We start from the raw sequence: 25,608 nt of genomic DNA, 5'->3' as shown, positions 1-25,608 counted from the left end.
TATTTTTACTCTAAACATATTCCGCGCAACGTCAATAGCATATAGACAATTAATATTGTCAAATTATCCTACAGCAGATTAATACTGACTGGCTTCAATCAGCCTCTGTGTATATTCCGTTTGCGGATGAGCAAACAGCTCAGGCGTGTCCTGAAATTCCATGACTTGCGCATGCCGCAGCACCAGCACCTTTTGACACAGCGCTTTCACCACCTGCAGGTCATGGCTGATAAACAGATAACTCATACCGTATTCCTGCTGCAGGCGGCGCAGCAGGCGCACAATGGCGCGCTGGGTTGTCCTGTCCAAAGCGGAAGTCGGCTCATCCAAAATCAATACTTTTGGCTGCAGCACCAAAGCCCGGGCCAATGCAATACGCTGACGCTGTCCGCCTGAAAGCTCATGCGGGTAGCGCTGCTTAAACGCGGCTGGCAGCTCGACTGTTTTCAACGCTTCATCAATTTTTTTCTGAATATCGGATTGAGGCATCTTTTGCAGCTCCAAGCCTTCACCAATGGTCTGCTCCACATTTAGGCGCGGATTTAAGCTGCTGAACGGATCTTGAAACACAATTTGAAAACTGCTGCGCAAAGGACGCAGCTGATTTTCGTTCAGCCGGTTCAAGTCCTGCCCTTGCAATAGAATCTGCCCTTCACTGTCAATTAAGCGTGATACCGCCAAAGCCAGTGAGCTTTTACCCGAACCGCTTTCTCCCACCACACCAATGGACTGCCCCTGCTGCAGCGCGATGCTTAAAGGCTCTACCGCCACAAAATAATCTTTGACCCGATTCAGCAGGCCGTGCTTGATCGGAAACTTCACGCCGACATTAGACAATTCCAGCAATACTGGCTGACTGGGCAGCTTTAGCGCCTCACCAAAATCATGATTGAGCAAATCACGTGTATAAGCTTGCTCAGGCGCATCAAAAATCTGCTGCACGCCGCCTTGCTCGACAGCTGCGCCTTGGCTCATCACAATCACCTGATCGGCATATTTCCGCACCAAATTCAGGTCATGGCTGATCAGGATCATGGCCATTTTTCGGCTTTGCTGCAGCGATTTCAGCAGCTGCAGGATTTGCGCTTGCAGTGTTACATCTAAAGCCGTTGTCGGTTCATCAGCAATTAAAATGTCCGGATCTAAAGCCAATGCCATAGCAATCATCACCCGCTGGCGCTGACCGCCAGACAGCTCATGCGGATAGCGTTTCAGCTTATCTTCCGGCTCTGGAATGCCGACATCCTGCAGCAGCTGAATCACCCGTTCACGGGTTTGCGCTTTAGACTGCCCGCGCAGCAGCAGGCTTTCACCAATGATTTTTTCTACTCGGTGCAGCGGATTCAGCGCCGTCATGGGCTCCTGAAAAATCATCGCGATTTTTGCACCACGAATTTCACGCAGCTGCACCTGCTTCAATCCTATAAGATTTTGACCGCCCAGAAACGCCTGCCCGGTCACCTGCAAATTCTTCGGCAACAGCCCCAGCAAAGCCAAGCTGCTGATGGATTTTCCTGAACCGCTTTCACCGACAATCGCCAGTGTTTCCCCAGCGTTCAGCTCGAAATTGAGGCCATGCACCAGCGGCTGCCCATCACCGTCATGTATCCGCAGCTGATGCACGCTGAGCACAGTATGTGCAGCCGGCTCCAGCTTTGCCTCTGTAAATGTTTTATTGACGTCTTGGATCGAATGCATCACGCGCCGCCTCCCCAATATAAATCAGCAATGACAGTACAATCGCTAAAGTAAAAAATCCTGAAAGCGCCAGCCACGGCGCATTTAAATTATTTTTACCCTGCAACAGCAGCTCTCCTAGCGAAGCGGCATCGGGCGGCAGACCATAGCCCAAAAAGTCTAAAGCGGTCAGCGCGGTAATATTCGCTGTCAGCATAAATGGAAGCTGGGACAGGCTCGAACTCACGGCATTGGGTAAAATATGGCGGAAAATAATCGCGCGGTCTGTAACGCCTAAACTGCGCGCTGCCCGCACATAGTCAAAATTTCGCGCCCGCAGAAACTCCGCCCGAACCAGCCCCACCAAAGCAGGCCAGCCAAACAGCAGCATTATCGCAAACAGCCAATAGACACTTGGATTGAACATGCTGACCAAGATCATGACCATGAACAGCATCGGCAGACCGCCCCAAACCTCTAAAATACGCTGTCCAATCAGGTCAATCCAGCCGCCGTAATAGCCTTGAATAGCGCCCACTGCAATACCCAAGACCGCAGATGCCAGCGTTAAGGCAAAACCGAACAACAGCGAAACCCGCAGACCATACAAAATGCGCGCCAGCACATCACGGCCTTGGTCATCTGTTCCCAGCCAGTTTTGCGCTGTCGGCGCAGAAGGAACTGGAACCGCTAAATCTAAATTGGGCGTCTGATAGGAGAAATGATTAACCGGCCACAGCGCCCAGCCATGTTCATCAATCAGCTGCCGCACAGCTGGGTCTTTATAATCCGCTTCGGTTTCAAATACGCCGCCAAATGCGGTTTCAGGATAGTGTTTAAAGACTGGAACATAGAGGCTGCTGTCATATTTCACCAGCAGCGGCTTATCATTGGCAATCAGCTCTGCACCCATAGACAGCACAAAAATAATGGCAAAAAGAATAAAGCAGCCAAAGCCAAGCTTATTTTGCTTAAAGCGCTGCAGGCGCGCCTGCATGATGGGGGACATTATTTTGCTCCCCGTGATTCAAAGTTAATCCGCGGATCAATCACCTGATACAGCACATCACTGATAAGGCGCAGAATCAATCCCAGCAGCGTAAATATAAATAAAGTCCCGAAAATAACTGGATAATCCCGCTGCACAATGGCTTCAAAACCCAGCAGCCCTAAACCATCTAAGTTAAAAATAATTTCAATGAATAAATTGCCGACAAAGAAAATGCCTATCAAGGCTTCCGGCAAGCCGGCAATCACAATCAGCATGGCATTGCGGAAGACATGGCCATACAGCACCCTTGATTCTGTCAGCCCTTTAGAACGCGCCGCCAGCACATACTGCTTGTTCAATTCTTCCATAAAAGAATATTTGGTTAAGTAGGTCAGACCTGCAAAACCGCCAATGACCATTGCCAGCAGCGGCAATGTCATGTGCCAGAAATAATCGGCAATTTTTCCAAGCACGCTCAGCTCGGCAAAATTTTCCGACACCAAGCCCTGCAGCGGAAACCATTGAAAATATGATCCGCCGGCAAAAAATACAATCAGTAAAATAGCAAAAGCAAAGGCCGGAATGGCGTAGCCCACAGCTAGCAGCAATGAAGTCGCCTTATCAAACAGCAAACCATGATGGCGGGCTTTTTTAATGCCCAAGGGAATAGACACCAGATAAATCAGCAAGGTGCTCCAGAGCCCCAAAGACAAAGATACCGGCAGCTTTTCCCATAGCAGTTGAGTGACAGGCTTATCTTTAAAGAAACTGGTGCCAAAATCCAAGGCGGCATAGCCTTTCAGCATTTGCCAAAAACGCTGGTATGCAGGCTGATCAAAACCGTATTGCGCCTCAATTTTCTTCACCATGTCTTCGCTTAGGCCTTTAGCGCCTTGGTATTTGCTGCCGCCTTGCGCTGTTTCTCCGCCGCCGGCAGTTCCCATACCCTGAAAGCTCTCGGCCTGCTGAATCGCTTGCTCAACTGGCCCGCCGGGCGCTATCTGAATCACCACAAAGTTAATCAGCAAAATCGCCAGCAGCGTCGGGATAATCAGCAGCAGCCGTTTTAAAATATATGTGCCCATAATTTTTATCCTTTTGCTTCGGGCTTATTGCTTACGCAAATAATTGGCAACTTTCTGCGCTTGAGCCGGGTCACTCCACCAGTAATCCAGACCGACAGAAAGTTTTGGCTTGACGGCCGGCTGTTTATACATATTCCAATAAGCCAGCCAGTTCTCCCCTTTGCCGTAGGTTGGAATTTGATAATAGCCCGCACGCAGCAGGCGGTCTAAAGCGCGGGTATTGATCACCAAGGCTTGACGGTCAGGTGCGCGGATAATCTGCTGCACCACAGCATCCACAGCAGGGCTCTTAATTCCCGCATAGTTGTAGTTGCCATCCTGATCGGCTGAAGCGCTGCCCCAGAATTGCGCCTGCTCATTGCCTGGGCTTAAAGACTGCGGCATGACATTCGTCGTCATATCAAAATCTTTGCTGCGCATCCGCTCTATATATTGCGGCACATCAACCTGACGCACATTCACCTGTATGCCTAGACGCTTCATGTTACGAACAAAAGGCATTAAAGTGCGCTGCAGGCCTTCCTGATGAATCAGAAATTCTATTTGAATCGGCTGACCCTTCTTGTCCATCAGCTGGCCATTTTTGTAGCGATAGCCCGCATTCAGCAGCAGCCGGCGCGCAGTAAGCAAATTGCCGCGGTTAAAGCCGCTGGCATCTGAAACTGGATATGTCCAGTTTTTCAATACACCCGCGCGCTGAATCGGATCTAATTTTGCCAGCAGCGGTTTCAGTACCGCCAGCTCTTGTGCAGACGGGACACCTTTCGCCTCTAACTCGCTGTTGGCAAAATAGCTTTGCAAACGGCTGTATTGGCCATAAAACAGCGCCTTGTTTTGCCATTCAAAGTCATAAGCGTAGATGAGCGCCTGACGCAGGCGGATGTCCTGAAACGGATTGCGGCGCGTATTGAATACGAAGCTTTGTGTCGCAATAGGATTGCTGTGCCTAAAACGGTATTTCACCACCATGCCCGCCTTTACGGCGGGAAAGTTATATTCAGTTACCCATTTTCGGGCTGTATATTCTTCATGCAGGGTGTACTGCCCCGACTTAAAGCCTTCAAACGCAATATCCAAACTGCGGTAATAGACATATTTCAGCCGGTCAAAATTGTAGCGCCCGCGGTTTACCGGCAAATTTTTGCCCCAATAATTCGGGTTGCGCTTATAGCTGACGCTTCGTCCGGCATCGATACGCTCTATTAAATAAGGGCCAGAACCTAAAATGGGCTGCAAAGTGACGCGAGTAAAATCCTTTTTGGCCCAATCTTTTTTAGAATAAATCGGCAGCTGCGACAAAATCAGCGGCATTTCTGCATTGTTGTCCGATTTGAAGCTCATTTTGACCTGATATTTGGACAGCACTTCAGTCTTAGCCAGATCGGCCAAATACATCTGCAGGCCCGGATTCGATTTCGTCTGATAGGCATCAAAGCTGAACTTCACATCAATGGCTGTCACCGGTGAACCGTCACTGAACTTTGCTTCAGGATTCAAATGGAAAATCACATAAGCGGTTTTATGCGGATCAAAGGTCACGCTGGACGCCAGCAGCGGGTACATGACCCCAGGTTCATCCAAGGAACTGCTCATCAATGAATCGAAGAGAAAATTCACGCCATCTACGGAACTGCCTTTGCCGTTCATGCTGTTCAGATTATCAAAAGTGCCATTGCTGGCGGTACTGAGATAACCGCCTTTCGGCGCTTTAATATTGGCATACGGCATCACTGCCATAGAGGCATATTTCGGCGCGCTGTGTATTGCAATAAAAGGCGTCGTCTGCAGCGCCGCCCATGCCCCTTGCGATAAAGCAACTGACCCGAAAGCCAGCAGATAAGGATTAATCTTCGCTAATAAAATATTCACGCGGCTCCCTGCTGCGGCTTGATGCTAGTTCGGGACTTTAATCACTTCACCAATACGCAGCTGAGCAGAAGGCTGAAGATTGTTTAATTCGGCCAAAGTACTGCTGTCCATGCCATAACGGCTGGCTAAACCAATCAGTGTGTCCCCGCGCTTAATGCGGTATTCAGCGACTGTTTTTGGCAGCTGAATTTTCTGCCCCACACGCAAACCTGCTCGCGCGCTGAGATTATTCATGTCTACCAATTCCGCTACGCTCAAGCCGGTACGGCTGGCAATTGAGTTCAGCGACTCACCGGATTTTACGGTATAGCTTTCTGTACTGCGCGCACTTACTGGCGCAGATTTAGCCGCCGCTGCCGTTTTTTCAATTTCCGGCAGATCGCCTGTAATCTTGAGCTTTTGGCCAATACGGACAGTGCTCGTTCGGCTCAAATCATTCAAGTCAGCCAAATAAGCCAGCTGCAGTTTGTACTTTTGCGCAATTGAAGTCAGCGTTTCACCCGATTTCACTGTATGCGTATCCGGCATTAAGCCCGCAGCAGATTTATCATTTTTAGATACAGTTTTAGCCTCTGCCTTCACTGAAGCTTTCACTTCTGGTTTATCTTCCGGCGCATCACTAGTCAGCTGGAGTTTTTGCCCTACACGCAAGCCTGTATTGCGGTTAATACCGTTCACATTGGCAATGTAGTCCATGCCTAAATTATAACGGCTGGCAATGCCCGACAAGGTATCGCCCGATTGAACCGTATATTGATCCGGCACCGCCGCAGAAGCCGGGATTTTCAGCACTTGGCCTGCACGCAAGCCATTGCTCGCCTGAAGATTATTTAAATCAGCCAATTCAGTCATGGCCATTTTAGATTGCGCTGCAATACTGTACAGCGTATCGCCGCGCTGTACCGTATAGCTTTCTGTCTTGTAGCCGGTTTCCGCTTTCGCCTCATATTTCACATTAGACGCTGAGGTTTTTACTTCTTCCTGCTTTTTATTCAACGATGCATTTGCAGATGAAGCGCTTTCGTTCACTTCATTCAATGGCACATTGATTTTTTGACCCGCCATGAGGCTGCTGGATGCAGTTAAACCTGCTGTAAGATCAGCTAACTCTTGATTCGACAGCGCATATCGGTCTGCAATCAGCTTCAGATATTCACCGCGTTTCACACTATAAGGCTTCGTTTGCACTTTAAGCGCTTTTTTCTCAGCTTCCGCTTTTTTACTCTCTACTTCAAGCTTAGCTTTAGAGGCCGCGGTTTCTTTTAAAGACAGTTTCTGCCCCACAAACAGGCCGCTTGTGGTGCTGATATTATTAAAATCAGCCAGCTGCTTCACCGATAAGCCAAATTGGCCAGCCACCCCTGTTAAGCTGTCATTGGCTTTAACCACATAGGTTTCAGGCTGCGCTTTAGACTTGGATTCTTCTTGCTGCGCGGCAGGTTTCGCATCATACAAATAAATAGTAGTTCCGACAAACAGCTTAGAATCGGCATCCATCTGGTTCCATTTTGCGACATCCCGCCAGTTCACGCCATTTTTCATGGCAATCACAGCAAGCGTATCACCAGACTGAACCGTGTAGGTGCTGCGTTTGCCTTTCGGCGCAACCACCACCACTTCCGAGTCTGTTTTGATAATGTTTTTGCCCTGATTCCGTTTCGCTTCGTCCGAATCTGGACGGGTGCTTTCCGCAACCCCTTTCGGATAGGCGAAACCTTTCGTCAGCTCTTTGCCCTGCTGTTCGGCAATGGATTGACTGGTTTGAATCGCTGTCAGCTTAATTTTGCCGTCATAAGGGTCTACGATTTCTGTACCTTTAGGCGCTAACGCTGTCAGCTCCTGAACGACTTCATCCTGCTCTGCTTTGCTTGCGACAGGTTTCAGCACTTCATCAACCGTTTTCGTTGCACCTTCCGCCTGAATGGCCGCCATAATCTGCTCACGCTCTTTGGCTGTCAGTGCAGGTTCTGCTGAAACTCTTTTTGACGGCGCAGCAGGAGAAACAGCAACTGGAATACGCGGTGCGCTTGGTATATCGGTACCGGAAGCAAAAGCGGCCAAAGCGGCTGAACCTTGCGGTGTTTTGGCCTGCGGACGGCCTAATGCCGTAGAACTGGCTGTCACTGGTACAGATGCAGTCACTGCAGGCACAGCGGGTTTTGCGGAGACAATAACTGGCGGCGCAGATTTAGCCGGCGTAATGACCTTGGTATTTAAGGTCGGCGGCGTTGCGCGCGACGGTGCAATGGTCACGTTATTCTGCGGTAAATTCTGGCTTAAGCCGCCTGCCCAATAGCCGCCCGAGCTGGATTTCATTTTTTTCAGCTTTTCATCCACAGATGGGCTGATATCGGCAGGAATTAAAATTTTCATCGGGCTGGAAGTATCAATCACTTCACCGCGGTGCCCTGGATTTAGGGCATAAAGTTCCGAACGGCTTAAACCCGTAATTGATGAGACTTCATTTAAGTTTGCCGGCCCAACCATCACTTCACGAAAGTGCGGGCGGTTGGCGATTGGCGGCAGGCTGACACCATACTGCCCGGGACTCTTAATAATCTGCGCTACAGCCAAAAACCGCGGCACATAATTCATGGTTTCCTGCGGCAGTTTTAAAGACCAGTAATCAGTCGGCAGACCTGCTGCCTTATTGCGGTTAATCGCTTGCTGAATACGGCCCGGCCCTGCGTTATAAGCCGCCAGCGCCAATTCCCAAGAACCGAATTGATTATATAGGCCGCCCAAAAACTCATAGGCTGCACGGGTCGATTCCACAACATCTCGGCGGCCATCATACATGCTGGTTTGCTTTAAACCGTAAATGCGCCCTGTACTCGGAATGAACTGCCATAATCCTGCCGCAGCAGCGCTCGAAGTCGCCGCTGGGTCATACGAGCTTTCAATCACAGGAAGCAGCGCCAGCTCGGTCGGCATGCCGCGGCGTTCCGCTTCTTTAACAGTGTGGTATAGATAGCGTGATGCACGCGCGCTCAGGCGGTCTATATACGGCTGACGTGATGCAAACCAGCCCCTTTGCGCCTCAATACGGGTATCCCAATGGTTTAAATCCATTTTGAAGCCAACGGTCATGCGTTTCCACACATCACCATGCTTTAATACTTGCAGACGGTCGCCTTCAACTGCGCGCATGTCTGTTGCAGAGAGCAGATCTTCCAAACCATCTAGGCTATTGGCATCTAAATAGCCTGATGAACCAACCATTTTCGACTTTGACGCCTGTGTCGTGCTTGACGATGATGAACAGCCCGTTAAGCCTAGGGCAGCTAACGCTGAACCCAGTACTGTAATTTTGAATAATGAAGGAATATTGGGCTGACACCAGATCTTGGTTGGTTTATACATAAAAAATCCAAACAACTCGTATAAAATTTATTTTTTAGATATGCCATTGTAGTGAAGCATCACACAGACACAAGCCGTTAATTTAACGTGTTTCCAGTATAAATGTTACAAGAAATTAAAAAAACGCCATGATATCGCTTTCGCATTTCCAATTGCGTTATACAATACCTCCCTGATCACCGCCTTAATTTTTCCGGATCCGTATTTATGTCACAAACAATCACGCTTTATGTCGATGGCGCCTGCAAGGGCAACCCCGGTTTAGGTGGATGGGGGGCATATATCATTACAGAGTCTGAAGAACATAAAATTTGCGGCGGCGAAGCCGAAACCACCAACAACCGCATGGAGCTGACCGCTGCTATAGAAGGCGTGCTGTTTTGCCCTGCCGATGCCAAACTGGTGATTTGGACAGACTCCAACTATGTCAAGCAAGGCATCACCGAATGGATTCACGGCTGGAAAAAGAAAAACTGGAAAGATGTTAAAAATCCGGATTTGTGGAAAAAGCTCGACGCAGTTTGCCAAGGCCGTGAAATTGAATGGAACTGGATTAAAGGCCACGCCGGCCATGCAGGCAATGAAATGGCCGATCAGCTGGCCAATCAGGGCGCTGAAGAAATGTTAATGCAATTGAAAAACGGGAAAGCGGATGATGCAAAAAAAAAAGCCGAATCTGACTGGCTGCTGAATGACCCTTTTGGCTTAGATTTAACTGACTCTGATGAAGACCTTCCGGATGAAGAAGCTCTGGACGATGACGCTATGGCGGCAGCAGAAGTCAATGCTCTTGTAGAAGACGTTACTGAGCCTGCTGTACAGCCATCCGCTGCGGCAATTCATCCTAAAATTGTAATTACATCCGCCACTTTGGACATTCAGGGCCCGCGCCAGTTAATTCTGGATACAGAGACTACCGGCTTCTATTTTCAGGACAGTGACCGCATTATCGAAATCGGCGCGATTGAAATGATCAACCGCAAACTGACCGGCAGCTCAATCCATATTTACATCAACCCGCAAAAACCTGTCGGTGAATCTGAAAATATTCACGGTATCAGCGATGACTTCTTAAAAGACAAACCGCTGTATGCAGAAATTGCTGACACTTTATTTGACTATTTAAAAGGCGCAGAAATTATTGCGCATAACGCAACCTTCGACATGAACTTCTTGAATATGGAGTTTAAGCGCGCAGGTTTCCCTGCCCTGTCAGAAGTTTGTGAAGTTACCGATACACTAGCCATGGCCAAGTCCAAGCATCCGGGTCAAAAGAACTCCTTGGATGCCTTGGTGCGCCGCTATGAAATTCCGCAGCGTGACCGTACTTTCCACGGCGCCTTGCTGGATGCTGAAATTCTGTCGGATGTCTACTTGGCCATGACAGGCGGACAGGTTTCTTTTGATATAGATGCCTTGACCCATGCAGACGGCGCTCAGGCCGAAATGGCGCGGCAAGCGGTGCAAATTGACCTGCCAGTCATTTTGCCCAATGCTGAAGAATTAACCGAGCATGAGAATTGGGTCAAACAATTTGAAGAAAAACATGGAACGCCTTGCCTTTTTGCCAAATAAAATCTAACTTTCGAGTTACTTTTTGTATTTAAACAGTTAAAACTTACGCTATAGTAAAACAAAAGATGGCCCGCCTGAAAAATGGCGGTTCACAAACAAGATAAAACCCTAGGAAAGGTGCAGATCCATGTCCTACCAAACCTCTATTCATTTTGATCCAACGGCATTGCTGATAATAAAAAATGAGGTTGATAACTCGATCAAGTTAGTCGAATCAGCAGTCAGCACCCTGGTAGAAGACCAAACCTTACCTTTTGGCATTGATGATGCGCTGAACCAATTCGAGCAATGCGCACAGGTTCTGGCCCTGATCGATATGTCCAGCCTTGCTAAAATTGCTCAATATTCGGCAGAGCTGATGCGCAAGATCATGGGGAATCCTGCGGTGATCAATGCATCTGATGTCATTGCGCTAAGCGAAGGCACCACCATGCTGAAACGCTACATCGAATTCATCTGCCTGCGGGAAGTAAAAATTCCGCAATTCCTGCTGGACACATTGAACCGTCTGGAATTGTCACTGGGCAAGCCGCTGACTTCTGAAGGGCAGCATATTGAAAGTTTGCTGGACTCAATTACGCCTGATTTTGACTTGCCACAAGCGCCTGCGCTAGAAAAATCGAAATACGTTCACCGCCTGTATAAATTGGCGTTAAACAAGCTGCTGAAGCAGGAAGAAAATGAGTCAGACCTGCAAGCGATTAAACTGGTTGGCGCGTATTTAGCGGGCTTAGCTGAAAAGCACCCGAGCAAACAGTATTGGAGCTTGGTGTTCAGCGCATTTAATCAAATTGACCAGCTGCTGATCAGCGAGCCGCGTTTGCGCACATTAATCAGCATTGAACGCAATATGGCGCAATACTTCAGCGCTCCTGAACGCTTTAAACCGTCTCTGGCTGATATTGCGAATGTATTGAGCCTATGCATCAGCCAAGAAGATGAGGTTTCACAGCATATCCGCGGCAAGCTGAACATTGGCGATGATCTGCTGACGGATATTCAGCTGCAGGTTTTCAGCCGCCACTTGTATGGCCCTGATTTTGATACCATGCATACCATCAGTGATTTGGTCACTGCTGAAATGACGCAAATCCGCAATGATATTGAGTTCAATTATCAGAACATGACAGCGGAAAAAACGCAGGAATTGCAAAACAAACTGCTGCAGCTGGGCAATATTTTTAAAGTGCTGAATTTGAACGAAGCGCATAATGATCTTGCACGCCAAGCGGCATCGCTGAATCAGGCAGACATCTTAAAAGATGACAACTTTGCGCAGCAATTGATGAATTGCATTCTATCGGCAATGAATTCAATTGGCGTATTGGAGCGTCACCACACCTCCAGCCGCCTGCAGCTGCGTGTCAACAACATGAACATTTCATTGGACCGTTTAGACGAAGCGCATGAAGCGCTGTTAAATGAAACACGTGTCTTGATTGATTCTGCAAGCCAAGCTTTAGTCCAATTCGTAAAAGATCAGGATACCGCCGGATTAGACACTGTTCCTGTACAATTGCGTGAAATTGGCGGTGCATTGCTGTTCTTAAATGCCGAAACAGGCCGTGACGCGCTGGTTGCAGCAGCATCTTTCCTGCAAAAACGTATCGAAGCAGCTGAAGCGATTGATCAGCAAAATATCAATCATGTTCTAGATACCTTGGCCAGCGCAGACATGCTGATTGACAATTTAAAGAATAAATTGCCTGTATTGCACAGCATGTTTAAGGTAGCATTGGAAAGCAGCGATAAACTGAAATCAGCAGCCTAATGACCAATCTCTCACTTGCCTATATTTTTAAACAGCAGCAGCTGCTGGTAAATGAACATTATCAACTTCCCAAAGTTGAAAGTCTGGCAAGTGACTTGCTGATTGGCACGGGTGATCAAGTGATTGCCCGTGACCTTCTTGAACACGAACCCATTCCTGACGGCTTGCAGCTGGTTCCAATCCGCCAGCTGCTTCAGATTTGGAATATCAAAGAATTTGAACAGGCCAGCCGCGCTATTCAGCTTTTAGAGTGGCGCCGCAATCATAAATTCTGCAGCCACTGCGGCCATAAAACTGATGTTCATCCGACTGAATACGCCATGGTCTGCCCTGCCTGCGGCTACCATCAATATCCTCGTGTCAATCCTTGCGTCATTACCGTAATTACCCGCGGCGATGATGAGATTTTGCTGGCTAAAAATGCCCGCAACAAAAACAGCGAAATGTATGGGTTAATTGCAGGCTTTATAGAAGTCGGTGAAACGCTGGAAGATGCAGTCCGCCGTGAGACAGAAGAAGAAGTCGGCTTAAAGCTGAAGAATATCCAATATCTTGCCAGCCAGCCTTGGCCTTTTCCCAGCAATTTAATGATTGCTTTTAAAGCAGAATATGCATCAGGTGAAATCAAACTGCAGCCGGAAGAAATCAGTGCCGCAGCTTTCTTTAAATTTGACCAGCTGCCTGAAATTCCGTTTAAAGGCAGCATTGCGCATGCCATGATCATGCATGCCATTCATGGCACCGCTGTTGCAGATGATACACAAGCCTGGCTTTAATTGCTTTAAGAAAGCTGCCTAGCCGCCAAAACTGTCTGCAATGCATCAAGCCCTATTTCAACGCGTCATCCAAGGCGCGCATGATTTCTGTTTTAGTCACAAAAAAACGGCTGAATAAGCTGGATACAGATCCAATCATGGTGATATGCCCGACACGCGGCACAGAAATCAGCTGGCTGTAATTACCCAGCTCTCTCAGCTTAGTATCCAAGTCTGCACTATTGCTGTGGCCGACAATCGTGTCATTGGCCGCAGTAAACAGGTAATGCTTGATCGTATTCTGCTCAAGAAAATAATACGGCATCACCTGCTGATAAGGCAGTTCCTGATCAAAAGCTTCTGCGCAAAGCGGATCACCTTTATAATCAAAATGATACGGTCCAGCCAATCCAATAATCGCCCGAATCTTATCTTTGCTTTGCAGCTGGTAAGGATGCGGGTTATACAGGGCAGACATTACGTTGAATGCCCCTGCTGAATGGCCCATCAGCACAATATTTTCAGCCGCAATCTGCAGTTTCTGCTGCGATTGGCTGAGGAAATTCAAAGCTAAACGCAAGTCATCAATATAGCTTGGGAAAATATGCTCAGGCGCAAGGTGGTAGTTAATGACCGCCACATCAAAACCTTCTTTGGCGAAGGCTTCACCAATAAAACTGTAGTCTTTTTTATCGCCATGCATCCACGCTCCGCCATGCACAAAAACAATCAGCGGGCGCTGCAGCCGCGGAGAACCGCTGCGGTACAAATCTAAACGGTGGCGCGCCTTCAGGCCATACGGCACGTTTTTCTGTACGGTATAGCCCTGCTTCGGCGTAAGCCGGTTTAAAGCGTAACTGCCGAAGTCATAAATTCGGAAGTTCCGATACAGGAATTTCGCAAGCTTGACTTTTTCATTCAGCTGGTCAGACCAGCGCTGTACATTAAGGCGCATTCGGTTCAGCGGCATCCGGATCTATAGCAACAGGTGTTTGAGCATTTGACGCAGTATTAACCATGGGTGAGCTAAAACTCGACGCCACCGCATTCGGCTGCTGGCTTTGCTCAATATTATCGACCAATGTGACAATTTTCGTTACGTTGCCAACCTGCTGCAATACTTGATTTAAATCATTTATTTCAGCTGTATTTAAGCGCCCCATAACATACAGCACGCCATCTTCGGTATGAATATTAACCTTACTGTCAGACACCACAGGCGCTTTCATAATCAGGCCGCGGGTATTTGCGGTTACCGCTGTATCCTGCATGATGGTGTTGTAACTGATTTGATTGCCAACGGTAATGAAGTTATGAATAGTTTTTACATCACTCATGGCTTTGACATTATCTTCCGCCAGCTGCTTTAAATGCTCATCCGGCACTTGGCCTGTCAGAAGGACATTGCCGTGAAAACTGTCAATATTTACCCGTGACTGCTTAAAACGCGCATCTAATTTATATAAATTAATTTTGGCTGTTCTAACAATTGAAGAATCAATAAAAACTTGGCCTAGAGAGCGTGCACCGCTTTCTGTACCTACAGGAGCTGATCCTGTACCGCCAGAAATAAAACTGGCGCATCCCGATAAACTTGCGACACATAACATGGTCATTGCAATACGCTTTAACACTCAGCAAGACTCCTCAATATTCTTTTCAATCGTTTTCTATACTATGCATTTACACATTGTCTTTGTTCAAAGATTAATAAACTCTTGATCAAAAGTAAAAGCATTTTCTATCCATTGCAGATCATAAGTGAAATTGGAAAAATCATGCTGTAGTGATTTTGCAAACCTTTGATAAAAATCAAAACAAATCACATCAAAGCGGCAATAATACTGATAAAAATGCGGCTGTTCATTCATAAAATATAAGGCGGTTCTTAGCATTTTACGCTGCTTGTGTATGGAAACCGTTTCAGAGGCCTGCGCATAGGCTGTCTTTGAGCGCGCTTTCACTTCAATAAACAACAGCTCTGCTTCCCGTACGACAATCAAATCTATTTCGCCAAAACGGCTGTGATAATTGGCCTGCACAAGAGTATAGCCTTGCTGTTCAGCCAATTTAAGCGCCTGCTGCTCTGCCCACTGTCCCAGTTGCATGTGATTTCCAGTTAAAAATTAAAATATAGAAAGATGAAACTCTAAAGGGCGATGACACCTTTTCGGGTATTTTGATAGCAGCGCGGTGTGCGCTGAATATAGTTGCCTTGAATTTGAATTGTTCCTGTACGGCCTTCAAAGGCTGCTTCTCTCAATTTTGGATCTTGTAAATACAGCTGTGCGATACTCCATGCATCCCCGCCAAACGCCAGCAGCCGCTGGTACGGCATACGGACTGGATGCCGGTCATAGGCCATTTGCACATCTGCCCATTGACCGCGGTATAAGGCCGGCGTATCGTAGAATTTCATGCCCAGCGGAATCGGCCGGTCATCTTCAATGGCATTTGACAGCGTATAAATCTGCTTTTTCGGCAATTTATCCTGTGCAATCATCCAGCCATTACTGCCCAATAGCAGCAGGGCCTGATGCTTTTTTATCTGCTTGGGAGGCGCTTCTACGACCTGCATCGGCAAACCGCTCAATGCAAGCAGAGCTATTAAAAACAGCTCATGCTCTGCCTCAATTCCGGGCTGGCGCAGTACAATCAGTTCCTCAATTTTATCTTTGGACAGGATGAGGCCTAAGGCAGATGCATCCTCTTTTTTGGCCAAGCTGAACCGGGTAATATTCTCTGCCTGTTTAGTGCCTTCATTTAAAGCCAGCACGCGTATTTTAGGCTTGGCTTTCATTAAAGAATCAACCTCGCTGCGTCCCAAAGGCCCAACGATCAATTTAGTTTTGGCTGTGACATGCTTTTTCAGTACATTGGCCAGCTGCTTTTGATCAGAATTGATAAATTTCAGCGGCTCTTTATGGCCCGATGCTTCATATGCGCTTTGAAAACCCAGCTTGATGCTCGATGCGGCTCGCGCCATAGGGCCTGATTCAGGTAAAATGACCAAAACCTCTGCTTGGGCGCAGGTCATTCCTCCCATCAACGCCAATACAAGTAAATTTTTCTTATTATTCTGCTTATTATTAAACATGGAGAAACCTATGGGTGCTCAATTATTTGTTGTTGCGACTCCAATCGGGCACTTAGATGATATTAGTTATCGTGCAATTAATGTACTGAAGTCGGTTAATATTATTGCCGCAGAGGATACACGAACTTCTGCACAATTACTCAAACACTTTAATATTCAAACACCTTTAACCGCCTGCCACGATCATAATGAAAGCAATAAAATCACTCAGCTGATTCAGCGCCTGCAGAACGGTGAAGATATGGCCTTAATCAGCGATGCAGGCACACCGCTGATCAGTGACCCAGGCTTTAAGCTGGTCCGCGCAGCACAAGAACACAATATTCGGGTCATCCCTGTGCCGGGCGCTTGCGCCGCGATCGCTGCGCTCAGTGCAGTTGGCTTGCCCAGCGACCGTTTCAGCTTTGAAGGTTTTTTACCGTCGAAACAGTCCCAGCGCCTTTTGGCGCTGCATAAGCTGAAAGATGAAACCCAAACCATGATTATTTATGAAGCGCCGCATCGTATTGTCGCGTGTTTAAAAGATATGGCTGAGGTGTTTGGCGCAGAGCGGCCTGTCGGCTTTGCCCGTGAAATTACCAAGACCTTTGAAACCATTAAAAAAATGACGCTGGGTGAATTGGCGGTTTTTGTAGAATCAGATCACAATCAGCAAAAAGGTGAAATTGTTCTGGTGATTGGCGGCGCAGCCGAAGAGAAAGATCTTGAGCAGGAAAAACTGGATCAGCTGCTAACGCGCCTGCTGCAGGATTTGTCCGTCAAAGCAGCATCGCAGCTGGCGGCAGATCTGACCGGCATCAAGAAAAAAGTGGCATACCAGCGCGCTTTAGAGCTCACTCAGCACAATGAAGAGTCATAATTCATCATTACGTGTAGGTGATCTGCAGGATTTACAGGTTTACTGAACATAAAAAGGCGTATTCAGCTCAGGCTTTGAATGCGCCTTTTTTATATTCAATAAATAATAAATAACAAAACCTTGTATTGAATGCTTGCTGCTGCCTTGCTTGGCATTGCTGTAAACTTTTAAAATGACGATTCATAATTACAAGACCAATAAAGCCCATGCAAAAACCAAAAATAAAACCTGTTTATCTATTGAATGTTCTGTGGCTATTGGGTTTATTGCATATCGGATATTACGGCTCTAAGCCTTACCCGCATTATATGCTTGATCAGATGATGACACCGGATATTCAGGCCGTGTTCATGGCTTGCGGCATTTTTTCCATTTACTTTATTGCCGGCAACATCTTGCGCCTCACTCCCTTTTGGAAAGCATCACGCTATTGGTCTTATATTTGTCTCAGCGCGATTTTAGTGTTTCAAGCATTCATTGCCTTTATGGGCGCAATGCACGCTCCGCCTTACTGGGGAGCATTAATTATGAACTGCATGTTTATACTGCTGGCCCATTTTGTTTTATACCCGCTATATGCCATCAGCAAAAAATTTGCGCAAAAGAAAAACACTGCATAAAAGCAGTGTTTTGAGTAATCAGTCCCGGGCATCTTCGTCTGGCGGCACTTCGGTGATTCTTCCGCCGCGCGCCAAAAATGCCGCCACTTCATCTTCCAAAGTCTGACGCTGTTTTAGCTTTGCAGTTACAGTCAATGTTTCCGCTTCTGCAACATCACCATCAGATGCGCCTTCAGTTGAATCAGATGCGCCTTTTTCGGCAGCTTTCGCTTCATCATCATCGACTGCAGAATCTTCTGCATCATCATAATCATTCATATCTGTCATCTTGCTCTCCCCACGAATGACGGCTTGTACTGGTCAGGCGAAAACCTGATTTTGATTTAAAAGAAATTTAACAATCTCTTTGGCTTTCGCATAGAGCTAATTACTCAAAAATCGTATCTTTTTTGATCAAAATCGTAATCTTGTATTTACAGATGCTTAAAAAACTCGCTATTTCAGCTTATGCGCAATAACGGGTCTCTTTTAAAGCAGCTAAGCCGTTGGCCTGAGCCATAAAAGCATCTTTAAGAATCTGCTGGTTTTCGGCCTGCTTTAAGCCAAAATTGCGCGCCCAAACCACCGGAAACAATGCGGCGGTTTCCATCCAGCCAATAGCCGACATGCTGTGCATCATTGCATCATTTTGCCCTTTTCGGCGGTGCTCATAGCGCTTTAAGGTCTGCTCATGCGCCCAGACGCCCCGCGCCTTGTCATGCAAAAGCGCATCGCACAGCACAGCTGCATCCAGACAGCCAATATTCACACCCTGACCTGCCAACGGATGAATCACATGAGCGGCATCGCCAATCAGCGCTAAACCGGCTTTTACATACTGCTGCGCCGCGCGCGCCTTCAGCGGAAATTTGGCGCGCGGCGTTGCTTCCAGCACTTCACCCAGCATGTGATGGCTTTCGCGGGTTAATAATGCCTTAAACTCAGCGTCAGGCAGCGCAGCGTATTCATCGGCATAATCCTCCGGCAAGGTCCAGACAATTGACTGCCAATGACCATTTTGCGCTGGATTTAAGCTGGCCATCGGCAAGAACGCCAGCGGCCCTGTTTCCAAGAAAATCTGCCGCGCGACATGCTGATGAGGCTGTGCGGTACGGATCGCGCAGCTGATGCCTGCCTGCTTATAATCCAATACATCTAAATCTATAAACGCCTGTTCTCGGACAAAAGAGTTTGCGCCGTCAGCGCCAATTACCAGTTTCGTTTTAATTTGCGTACCATCTGCAAGATGTATATGCCACACGCCCACACCTTCTTCAACACGAGTCACTTTAACTTGCGTGCGGTAGTCCTGCAGCTGTTCCAGCATTTGCTGCTGAATAGCGAGATTTAAAATGCTCGGCTCAACCATCGAGCCCAGCGCCTGTTCAGCGCTCGGCGCATGCTCAGACGGCTGCCCGAAATTGATTTCGCCATAGCCGTTTTTATTCCACACCTGCATGCCGCTGTAAGGCATCTGGCGCGCCAGCTTATCCCATACCCCGGCTGTTTTCAGCATATGTATGGTCGCTTGACTGAGCGCCAGTACACGCGGATTGGCCTCGGCTAATTTTTTTGGCGCGTCCAATATCGGCGCTGCATCCAAGACTGTCGCCTGCACACCGCCTTGCGCTAACAGCAGCGCGGCTAAGCCGCCCACCAAACCGCCGCCAATAATGACCGCATCCAAAACCTGATCATTATTCATATTCATGCTTTCAGCCCCATTGCATAATTGGCGACCAGGGGCTTAATGCCCGGAATGGTATCAAAGGCGACCAACCCTGTATTGCGGATCAATTTTAAGATTGGATTTTGATTGCTGAAACCGCGTACCACAGAATCACAGAATTTGATCACACGCTGCTGATCGGTCAGGCGGGATTTTTCATAATCCTGCAGCATCGCGGCATCTCCCAAATCTGAACCTTGGGTATTTTGCTCGATTAAATAACGGCGCAGCACATAAGCATCGCGCATACACAAGTTAAAACCCTGCCCTGCAACCGGATGAATGGTATGCGCAGCGTTGCCCATCAGCACCACACGGCCTACAGCCTGTTTCTCTGCGAGCACTTGAGATAATGGGAAACTAAAGCGTTTACCGGTTTTTTGGAATTTTCCTGCACGGTCGCCATAAGTCTGCTGCAAGGCCTCTAAGAAGTGCTGGTCATTTTCATCACCCAGCCATTCACCTTCTGTACCTTTTTGCACAGGCCATACCACAGAGCGGCGGTATTCACCCGGCAATGGCAGCAAGGCTAAAGGCCCCAGCGGGCTGAAACGCTCAAAGCCAACATGGCTGTGCGGTTTTGAAGTTTGCACAGTGGTGACAATCGCCACTTGATTATAATCATGTTCAGATGCGCCAATGCCTAAAGCTTTGCGGCAGAAGGAATCGCGGCCATCAGCCGCAATCACTAATTTTGACTGCAGTGCAATCTTTTCTGCTCCGCGGATGGCTTCGATATATGCCCAATCTGCATCTTGGGTTAAAGAGGTCACTTGCACGCCATCAATCAGTTCAATCAAAGCTTCTTGTTTAACCTGCTGCAGCAGTACACGGCCCAGCCATGCATTTTCAATGACTTGTCCAAAGCTTTCGACTTTTTCCTGTTCTGCTGTTAAGCGGGCTTTACCGAAACTTCCCTGCTCTGTAATGTGAACTTCATAAATTGGCGTTGCGTGTTCCTGCAAGGCCTCCCACAGCCCCAACTCTTGATAGATTTGCACAGTGCGGCGCGACAGTGCGCTGTTTCGCGCATCGAAACTGGAATGGTAAGGGGCAAGATTGGCATCATCATAATTTGGATATTGAATGGCTTCGAGCAGCTTCACGCCAATATTTGCCTTTGCCAACATAAGCGCCAGACTGAGTCCGACCATACCGCCGCCAACAATAATGACTTCTTGCTGCATGCTTTCATCCTTTTTTATCAGGTATTCGAATTCAGGAGATTCATTCGAAATACGTATAATCTGTAATGGATTTTATATTACATCAAGGACATGCATTTTTATAATGAATTAGAAATTTGTTGTTGGGTTTTGTACTTAATCACGTCATAGTTTGCAAATGGCTAAGCCTAAACTCAATCTTTTTTGATGATTTAATGCGTCCTAAATAGTTAGCAAATTATTTAAGTAAACTCATCAAACACGCAGAGAGTTGATCAAATAACAAACATAAAGCATGATAAATCATTTAAAAAACCCAATCATTCCTAATTAGGCTTTAAGACTAGAGTTAAGATTTTGATTCATATAGAATAAAAAATCATTCCATATAACGCGTATTATGTTAATTTTAGGAAACCTTAATTTTTGATAAAATAAATTTTTAATCAAAATAAATTAATAATTATGGGCTATAGATCTGGTGGGATGATATTTCCCTTTAAAGATAATTTAGAAGAAATAGTTGACTTAATTAACAATTGGACTGAAAAAGACTTTGAAATTTTAGAACCTAATTTGAAAGCAAATGAAACTATTGAATTAGAGTTTATTAAAGATAACTTGGTCATTATCCATAACCACAACTTTTTCTTCTCTGCTTATCAAGATAAGGATTTATGGAATGAAAGGCTTAAAAAATCTTCATTGAATGATTGGGTAATATTTTTTGAATGTGTGGATAGTTCTAATGCAGCTAGTTATTTGATATTTAAAAATAATATAGAAATTAGAAGAGTTACTGAATGTGAAGATCAAGCTTTTTATCAGGATGGAGAACCTCAAGACTTTGAAAAAGAATGGCTTAACGCATCAGTAGGTTATGAATATGAATATCAAGAAGGTGATGAATGGAAAGAAGAAATTATAACAGATCCAAAATTTTCCTTGGATGACATTGAAGAATGGGAAAATTATTATAAATTTTATTATGTTGGCTCTATAGATTATTCCACCAACCATTTAGCCAGACAGTTGCTAAGTGACTTATCAAATAAATATCTAGGTTTTGATTTGATTAATGATTTTTATGACATAGAGAACAAAATTACTCTAGGCTATGGGGAGATTGCTGAGAATCAGTTAATTCCAAATACACAGAAAAAAAGCTTTTTTCAGAAAATTTTATTTTGGAAGTAACATCCATTTAACATAATGGCTGTTATACGAAATAAAAACCCGATCATCTGATCGGGCCTTTTTAAAATTTAAACTTACTTCGCCATCAAGGCTTCAATCTCTTCTACAGATTTCACGACAGCCGCTGTCAATACACGCGGACCAGCTTTGGTTACTGCCACATCATCTTCAATACGGATGCCGATCCCGCGCCATTTTTCATCCACAGTTTCATCGTCTGGCGCAATATAAAGACCCGGCTCAACGGTCACCACCATGCCCTCTTCATAAGCACGCCATGCACCGTCTTGCTTATATGAACCGACATCATGCACATCCATGCCCAGCCAGTGGCCTGTACCGTGCATATAAAATTGACGGTAAGCTTCTTTCTGAATAATGTCTTCAATATCGCCCTGCATCAGGCCTAAATCCAGCAAGCCTTGAACCATAATGCGTACTGCGACATTATGCGGCTCTTTATAGGAGTTGCCTATTTTCACGGCCTCAATGGCTGCAATCTGCGCTTTAAGAATAATCTCATACAGCGCTTTTTGCTCTGGACTGAATTTACCATTTACCGGAAAAGTCCGGGTAATATCGGAAGCATACAGCTGATATTCACAAGCCGCATCAATCAGCACCAAATCCCCATCTTTCAGCTCTTTGTCGTTTTCCACATAATGCAGAATGCAGCCGTTTTCACCGCCGCCGACAATGCTGTTATATGAAGGCACACAGCCATTTTTACCAAAAATATAATTCAGTTCGGCTTCCAGCGTGTATTCCATCATGCCCGGTTTGACTGTTTGCATCGCGCGGGTATGCGCTTCTGCAGAAATATCAGATGCAAGCTGCATGAGCGCTAATTCATCATCAGATTTATGCAAACGCAGCTCATCAACAATGCGGTCCAGCTGAATCACCTGAGCGGGTGCAGATGCGCCCTTGCGGGATTCGCCGCTTGCAGCGGCAATCCATTTGGCAACACGCGCATCAAATTCAGCCTGCTGACCTATGCGGTAAAACAATTTGTCTTTGTTCAGTAATTTTTCAAGAATTTCTTCGTCCAGCAAATCGATGGCATAGGCTTCATCTGCTTCATAGTCATCGACGGCACCGTCAACACCTGCGCGGTAGCCATTCCAAATTTCCATTTCACGGTCGCGTTCACGGCAGAACAAGCTGTAGGTATAGCCATCTTCTTCGCTGTCAAAGGTTTCAATCACGGCGACCGCTTCAGGTTCTGCAAAGCCAGTCAGATAAAAGAAACTGCTGTCCGCTCGGAATTTATAGTCTGCATCGCGGTTGCGCATAGCAACAGGACTGGTTGCAATGATCGCAATGCTGCGCAGCCCCATTTCTCCCGCAAGGATATCGCGGCGTTCCTGAAAATCAGCTTGAGTTAATTTCTTCATCTGAATACTTCTTATGGCTCTTGATTAAATGGTAAAAGTGAAATTAAACGCCCAAAATCAGCTTGGACGGTGCGGTGTAAACATTTCTACAACATTATTTGCATCAGCCGATTTTTGGGCAGAAAACAGCTGCAAAAGCGGACTTTCAGACACTTCAATTTTCTGACGGCCCATCGACAGGCTGACAGGAATCAGGCGCACAAATTCGTAAAGCTCTTGATAGCTTTCTTCACCTTCATCGTCATCATCCGATTCATCAAACTCAACCGATGCCACATCCTGCAGATGTTCAATCAATTCCTGCTCTTCTGCACGCAAATGCCCAGACGCCAAGCCAAAGCCTAAAACCACGCCTGCACACCAGTCAGCAAGGGCTTGAACGCGTTCAGACAAACTGTGTTCATCATCAGGAAGCAGCGGCAGATAGTCCAATTCATCTTCTGACAAGGCATGTGCAATGTCTTCGGTTTCATCTGTCAGAATCGCAATTGCGTCATCGCTGATTTCGGTCACTTCCAGTGTCGCTAAAATTTGCTGCCACTCTTCACGGGTCGGCACCTGCGTTACACAGACTATGCCTGTCAGCAGGCCGTGAAGTTCGCTCGGGCTGGAAATCTCTTCGATTTCACTAAAATTGCGGTCCCATTCTGACCAACCTGAAATATCGTCTTGCATTCGTTTATCCAATCTCTATACTTCTTATATATTACCTTTGTTTGCAATACTGTGCGACCACGATATGTTAGAAGAATTACAGCGGCTGCAAGCGCATCTAAACGTCTTAAAAACGAAACTTGCGCATTATGAAAGTGAAAACGCCTCACTTGCAGAAGATAAAGATTCTGCAAGTGAACAGCATCATGCGCAAATTGTGCATAAAAACGGCATCATCACGCACAAACAAGAAGAAATTGACACGCTGACAGAGCAATTAACCGAATCGCGTTCTCAATTTCAGCATTTGAATAATGATGCAACTTCTTTGGCCGACCGTTACAGCCGTCTGGAGAAAAGCTGCACCGATTTAAAAAACCGGTTTCAGGAAATTTTGGCTGAACGTAATGAATTGCGTGTCGTCAAAGAAAAAATGCAAAACGAACAGCGCCATGCGATGCAGGAAATTCAATCCTTGCAGCAAGAACGTCAGCGCTTATTGCAAAAAAATGAACATGCTAAAGCCAAAGTTGAGGCAATTATTCAGCGCCTAGCGATTTTAGGTACAGCTCAGGACCAGCATGCGCAGGAAATTCAGCAATTGGCCCATCCAACTGATGCAAACGAGGAAGTTTAAGCATGACTGAACAAATTGCTGTCGATTTAAAAGTCCTTGGCCATAACTTCCGCTTAGCGACAACCGCCAGTCAGCAGGCTGATTTAGAGCGCGCAGCCCAGCTGCTCAACGATAAATATGATGAATTCCGTCGCAAAGCGCCGCGTATGGAGCCCAGCAAACTAATTATTATGGTTGCGCTGGAATTAATGCAGGAAGTTCTCAGCATGAACAAGAGCTTACAAGAATATGAGCATTGTGAACGGCTGCTGCAGGCTATTTTAGAAGAAGCTGAAGGTCTCGCGGAATAAGCTGGATTTTTGCCTAAAGCGCAACCAATCGCACACTCCTTTACAGTTATACCCACCAAAATATTTGCCAAGCAGGCGTTATCCGTTATACTTGGCTTAACTCTGAGGTGTTCGCCAGCGGGTCTATTCCCCTGCCGATACTAACACTTATGGATCGTGTTCTGCATATTTAGAGTGTATGCCTGCCTTCGTGCAGGTAACCCAGCAAGTATGCGTCGCGTCCACCTTGAACTCATCGGGTTCAGGGTAACGACACATGCAGCGGCATCTTCGGAGTTATTTCTTATTTAAAATAAAACACCATATAATTATTTTAATTGCTCTTTTTCGCTTTAAAATAGCGAAATCCCCCTCTTCCAAGACCAGATTCTAAAACCCCAGATTCAAGACTATTAGCGCAATTAATGCGGGTAATGCTTGTATATACAGAATTTTTCGGCTAGCCGTTAAGCTGATGCGCGACGAGATAATTTCGGCGTTTTTTTGCGATAATTACCTTGTCACGCACATTTCAAATGATGCAAAGTTATTTCATTTTAACTCGTAGTAACGATAGCAAAACCAATACCGCCATCAGTGCCTGAATTGCCACCAGATTTCCAGCCTTGTCCTTTCGCTCCAACTGACAAATTAAATGTGACTACTTCTTCAGTCGTATTCGTATATTTAACTTTTAAGCGTCCACCTGAGCCGCCACCGCCGCCATAAGACCAACGTTCATCGCCAATGCCTGTTGCACCTGCACCGCCGCCATTCACAGCACCAATGCTTGATGAAATAGCTGTACCGCCAGCCTGCGTGCTGTACCGTGATCCAATGACTGCATCATTACCTTTTTGACCAATTTGAATCTCAAAGCTTGAATCAGCAGTAACAGTATTTGTGCCGCCCAAGCCA

22 protein-coding genes, 1 other RNA gene and 1 pseudogene are annotated in these 25,608 nt (G+C 46.5%); 9 read left to right on the top strand and 15 right to left on the bottom strand.

Annotation, left to right across the window (positions count from 1 at the left end):
- Nucleotides 1-78: 78 nt before the first annotated feature.
- Genes AZH43_RS05525 through AZH43_RS05505 form a run of 5 tightly spaced genes read right to left on the bottom strand, consistent with a single transcriptional unit; the run spans nt 79 to nt 8,985 of the window.
- Nucleotides 79-1,698 carry an ABC transporter ATP-binding protein gene (locus tag AZH43_RS05525; RefSeq protein ID WP_067667449.1) on the bottom strand — a complete coding sequence of 540 codons (1,620 nt, stop codon included), beginning with the start codon at nt 1,696-1,698 and terminating at the stop codon, nt 79-81.
- Nucleotides 1,673-2,686 (bottom strand): ABC transporter permease, encoded by a 1,014-nt coding sequence (locus tag AZH43_RS05520; RefSeq protein WP_067667447.1) that lies wholly within the window; start codon nt 2,684-2,686, stop codon nt 1,673-1,675. The genes AZH43_RS05525 and AZH43_RS05520 overlap by 26 nt, the downstream gene beginning before the upstream one ends.
- On the bottom strand, nt 2,686-3,753 hold the full coding sequence (locus AZH43_RS05515; RefSeq protein WP_067667445.1) for a microcin C ABC transporter permease YejB: 1,068 nt from the start codon (nt 3,751-3,753) through the stop codon (nt 2,686-2,688). Before AZH43_RS05515 ends, AZH43_RS05520 begins: the two co-directional genes overlap by 1 nt.
- 24 nt (nt 3,754-3,777) lie before the next feature.
- Entirely contained in the window at nt 3,778-5,616 is a 1,839-nt protein-coding gene (locus AZH43_RS05510) for an extracellular solute-binding protein (protein WP_406564612.1), read from the bottom strand.
- A gap of 30 nt (nt 5,617-5,646) precedes the next feature.
- On the bottom strand, nt 5,647-8,985 hold the full coding sequence (locus AZH43_RS05505) for a LysM peptidoglycan-binding domain-containing protein (protein WP_067667441.1): 3,339 nt from the start codon (nt 8,983-8,985) through the stop codon (nt 5,647-5,649).
- Nucleotides 8,986-9,192: 207 nt separating this feature from the next.
- On the opposite strand from AZH43_RS05505, the gene dnaQ reads away from it, so the two are divergent.
- The 3 genes from dnaQ to nudC all read left to right on the top strand — a co-directional run bounded on the left by dnaQ (nt 9,193) and on the right by nudC (nt 13,107).
- Entirely contained in the window at nt 9,193-10,560 is a 1,368-nt protein-coding gene (gene dnaQ / locus AZH43_RS05500; RefSeq protein WP_067667439.1) for a DNA polymerase III subunit epsilon, read from the top strand.
- Between the two features lie 127 nt (nt 10,561-10,687).
- Entirely contained in the window at nt 10,688-12,331 is a 1,644-nt protein-coding gene (locus AZH43_RS05495) for a chemotaxis protein (RefSeq protein ID WP_067667437.1), read from the top strand.
- Nucleotides 12,331-13,107: an NAD(+) diphosphatase gene (nudC, locus tag AZH43_RS05490; protein ID WP_067667435.1), complete on the top strand. Its 777-nt coding sequence runs from the start codon at nt 12,331-12,333 to the stop codon at nt 13,105-13,107. Before AZH43_RS05495 ends, nudC begins: the two co-directional genes overlap by 1 nt.
- A gap of 52 nt (nt 13,108-13,159) precedes the next feature.
- Here the strand turns inward: nudC and AZH43_RS05485 are convergent, their stop codons facing one another.
- The 4 genes from AZH43_RS05485 to AZH43_RS05470 form a co-directional block, all read right to left on the bottom strand.
- On the bottom strand, nt 13,160-14,041 hold the full coding sequence (locus AZH43_RS05485) for an alpha/beta hydrolase (RefSeq protein WP_067667433.1): 882 nt from the start codon (nt 14,039-14,041) through the stop codon (nt 13,160-13,162).
- Nucleotides 14,031-14,720 carry a BON domain-containing protein gene (locus AZH43_RS05480; protein ID WP_067667431.1) on the bottom strand — a complete coding sequence of 230 codons (690 nt, stop codon included), beginning with the start codon at nt 14,718-14,720 and terminating at the stop codon, nt 14,031-14,033. The genes AZH43_RS05485 and AZH43_RS05480 overlap by 11 nt, the downstream gene beginning before the upstream one ends.
- 66 nt (nt 14,721-14,786) lie before the next feature.
- Entirely contained in the window at nt 14,787-15,194 is a 408-nt protein-coding gene (locus AZH43_RS05475) for a YraN family protein (protein WP_067667429.1), read from the bottom strand.
- A 41-nt stretch (nt 15,195-15,235) separates the two neighbouring features.
- Nucleotides 15,236-16,183, bottom strand: a complete 948-nt coding sequence (locus AZH43_RS05470) for a penicillin-binding protein activator (protein WP_067667427.1) — start codon at nt 16,181-16,183, stop codon at nt 15,236-15,238.
- A 10-nt stretch (nt 16,184-16,193) separates the two neighbouring features.
- Here AZH43_RS05470 and rsmI point away from each other — a divergent pair, with 10 nt between their 5' ends.
- Together rsmI and AZH43_RS05460 are read left to right on the top strand one after the other, a co-directional pair.
- Nucleotides 16,194-17,042, top strand: a complete 849-nt coding sequence (gene rsmI / locus AZH43_RS05465) for a 16S rRNA (cytidine(1402)-2'-O)-methyltransferase (RefSeq protein WP_067667425.1) — start codon at nt 16,194-16,196, stop codon at nt 17,040-17,042.
- Between the two features lie 206 nt (nt 17,043-17,248).
- On the top strand, nt 17,249-17,662 hold the full coding sequence (locus tag AZH43_RS05460) for a hypothetical protein (protein ID WP_067667423.1): 414 nt from the start codon (nt 17,249-17,251) through the stop codon (nt 17,660-17,662).
- Between the two features lie 18 nt (nt 17,663-17,680).
- Here AZH43_RS05460 and AZH43_RS05455 read toward each other — a convergent pair whose 3' ends face one another.
- From AZH43_RS05455 to ubiH, 3 genes are all read right to left on the bottom strand, one after another.
- The gene (locus AZH43_RS05455) at nt 17,681-17,929 is read right to left on the bottom strand and encodes a hypothetical protein (RefSeq protein ID WP_067667421.1); all 249 of its coding nucleotides are present in this window, start codon (nt 17,927-17,929) and stop codon (nt 17,681-17,683) included.
- A gap of 178 nt (nt 17,930-18,107) precedes the next feature.
- Nucleotides 18,108-19,346, bottom strand: a complete 1,239-nt coding sequence (locus AZH43_RS05450) for an FAD-dependent monooxygenase (protein ID WP_171254431.1) — start codon at nt 19,344-19,346, stop codon at nt 18,108-18,110.
- A gap of 2 nt (nt 19,347-19,348) precedes the next feature.
- Entirely contained in the window at nt 19,349-20,557 is a 1,209-nt protein-coding gene (ubiH, locus tag AZH43_RS05445; RefSeq protein WP_067667417.1) for a 2-octaprenyl-6-methoxyphenyl hydroxylase, read from the bottom strand.
- 444 nt (nt 20,558-21,001) lie between these two features.
- Here ubiH and AZH43_RS05440 point away from each other — a divergent pair, with 444 nt between their 5' ends.
- Nucleotides 21,002-21,733 (top strand): hypothetical protein, encoded by a 732-nt coding sequence (locus AZH43_RS05440; protein ID WP_131796927.1) that lies wholly within the window; start codon nt 21,002-21,004, stop codon nt 21,731-21,733.
- Between the two features lie 74 nt (nt 21,734-21,807).
- Here AZH43_RS05440 and pepP read toward each other — a convergent pair whose 3' ends face one another.
- Both pepP and AZH43_RS05430 read right to left on the bottom strand, forming a co-directional pair.
- On the bottom strand, nt 21,808-23,130 hold the full coding sequence (gene pepP / locus AZH43_RS05435; RefSeq protein WP_067667413.1) for a Xaa-Pro aminopeptidase: 1,323 nt from the start codon (nt 23,128-23,130) through the stop codon (nt 21,808-21,810).
- A 57-nt stretch (nt 23,131-23,187) separates the two neighbouring features.
- Nucleotides 23,188-23,805 carry a UPF0149 family protein gene (locus tag AZH43_RS05430; protein WP_067667411.1) on the bottom strand — a complete coding sequence of 206 codons (618 nt, stop codon included), beginning with the start codon at nt 23,803-23,805 and terminating at the stop codon, nt 23,188-23,190.
- A gap of 64 nt (nt 23,806-23,869) precedes the next feature.
- Between AZH43_RS05430 and AZH43_RS05425 the strand changes: the two genes are divergently transcribed.
- The 3 genes from AZH43_RS05425 (at nt 23,870) to ssrS (ending at nt 24,992) form a co-directional block, all read left to right on the top strand.
- A complete protein-coding gene (locus AZH43_RS05425; protein WP_067667409.1) occupies nt 23,870-24,421 on the top strand; it encodes a hypothetical protein in 552 nt (183 codons plus the stop codon).
- Between the two features lie 2 nt (nt 24,422-24,423).
- The gene (locus tag AZH43_RS05420; protein ID WP_067667406.1) at nt 24,424-24,711 is read left to right on the top strand and encodes a cell division protein ZapA; all 288 of its coding nucleotides are present in this window, start codon (nt 24,424-24,426) and stop codon (nt 24,709-24,711) included.
- A 96-nt stretch (nt 24,712-24,807) separates the two neighbouring features.
- A non-coding RNA gene (gene ssrS, locus AZH43_RS05415) (6S RNA) lies at nt 24,808-24,992 on the top strand.
- Between the two features lie 255 nt (nt 24,993-25,247).
- On the opposite strand, the pseudogene AZH43_RS18540 reads toward ssrS, so the two are convergent.
- A pseudogene (locus AZH43_RS18540) lies at nt 25,248-25,608 on the bottom strand (hypothetical protein); the annotation flags it as partial.

The organism is Acinetobacter pragensis (assembly GCF_001605895.1).
GTDB classification, from domain to species: Bacteria; Pseudomonadota; Gammaproteobacteria; order Pseudomonadales; family Moraxellaceae; genus Acinetobacter; species Acinetobacter pragensis.
This window is presented reverse-complemented; position numbering and strand designations above follow the sequence as displayed.

Excerpts from the sequence above, each read along its gene's own strand:
- ubiH (WP_067667417.1), bottom strand. The coding sequence starts at position 20,557 with ATGCAGCAAGAAGTCATTATTGTTGGCGGCGGTATGGTCGGACTCAGT.
- AZH43_RS05430 (WP_067667411.1), bottom strand. The coding sequence starts at position 23,805 with ATGCAAGACGATATTTCAGGTTGGTCAGAATGGGACCGCAATTTTAGT.
- AZH43_RS05425 (WP_067667409.1), top strand. The coding sequence starts at position 23,870 with ATGTTAGAAGAATTACAGCGGCTGCAAGCGCATCTAAACGTCTTAAAA.
- AZH43_RS05505 (WP_067667441.1), bottom strand. The coding sequence starts at position 8,985 with ATGTATAAACCAACCAAGATCTGGTGTCAGCCCAATATTCCTTCATTA.
- AZH43_RS05475 (WP_067667429.1), bottom strand. The coding sequence starts at position 15,194 with ATGCAACTGGGACAGTGGGCAGAGCAGCAGGCGCTTAAATTGGCTGAA.
- AZH43_RS05460 (WP_067667423.1), top strand. The coding sequence starts at position 17,249 with ATGCAAAAACCAAAAATAAAACCTGTTTATCTATTGAATGTTCTGTGG.
- AZH43_RS05525 (WP_067667449.1), bottom strand. The coding sequence starts at position 1,698 with ATGCATTCGATCCAAGACGTCAATAAAACATTTACAGAGGCAAAGCTG.
- nudC (WP_067667435.1), top strand. The coding sequence starts at position 12,331 with ATGACCAATCTCTCACTTGCCTATATTTTTAAACAGCAGCAGCTGCTG.
- AZH43_RS05420 (WP_067667406.1), top strand. The coding sequence starts at position 24,424 with ATGACTGAACAAATTGCTGTCGATTTAAAAGTCCTTGGCCATAACTTC.
- AZH43_RS05470 (WP_067667427.1), bottom strand. The coding sequence starts at position 16,183 with ATGTTTAATAATAAGCAGAATAATAAGAAAAATTTACTTGTATTGGCG.
- pepP (WP_067667413.1), bottom strand. The coding sequence starts at position 23,130 with ATGAAGAAATTAACTCAAGCTGATTTTCAGGAACGCCGCGATATCCTT.
- AZH43_RS05485 (WP_067667433.1), bottom strand. The coding sequence starts at position 14,041 with ATGCGCCTTAATGTACAGCGCTGGTCTGACCAGCTGAATGAAAAAGTC.
- AZH43_RS05440 (WP_131796927.1), top strand. The coding sequence starts at position 21,002 with ATGGGCTATAGATCTGGTGGGATGATATTTCCCTTTAAAGATAATTTA.
- dnaQ (WP_067667439.1), top strand. The coding sequence starts at position 9,193 with ATGTCACAAACAATCACGCTTTATGTCGATGGCGCCTGCAAGGGCAAC.
- AZH43_RS05495 (WP_067667437.1), top strand. The coding sequence starts at position 10,688 with ATGTCCTACCAAACCTCTATTCATTTTGATCCAACGGCATTGCTGATA.
- AZH43_RS05515 (WP_067667445.1), bottom strand. The coding sequence starts at position 3,753 with ATGGGCACATATATTTTAAAACGGCTGCTGCTGATTATCCCGACGCTG.
- rsmI (WP_067667425.1), top strand. The coding sequence starts at position 16,194 with ATGGGTGCTCAATTATTTGTTGTTGCGACTCCAATCGGGCACTTAGAT.
- AZH43_RS05450 (WP_171254431.1), bottom strand. The coding sequence starts at position 19,346 with ATGAATAATGATCAGGTTTTGGATGCGGTCATTATTGGCGGCGGTTTG.
- AZH43_RS05520 (WP_067667447.1), bottom strand. The coding sequence starts at position 2,686 with ATGTCCCCCATCATGCAGGCGCGCCTGCAGCGCTTTAAGCAAAATAAG.
- AZH43_RS05455 (WP_067667421.1), bottom strand. The coding sequence starts at position 17,929 with ATGACAGATATGAATGATTATGATGATGCAGAAGATTCTGCAGTCGAT.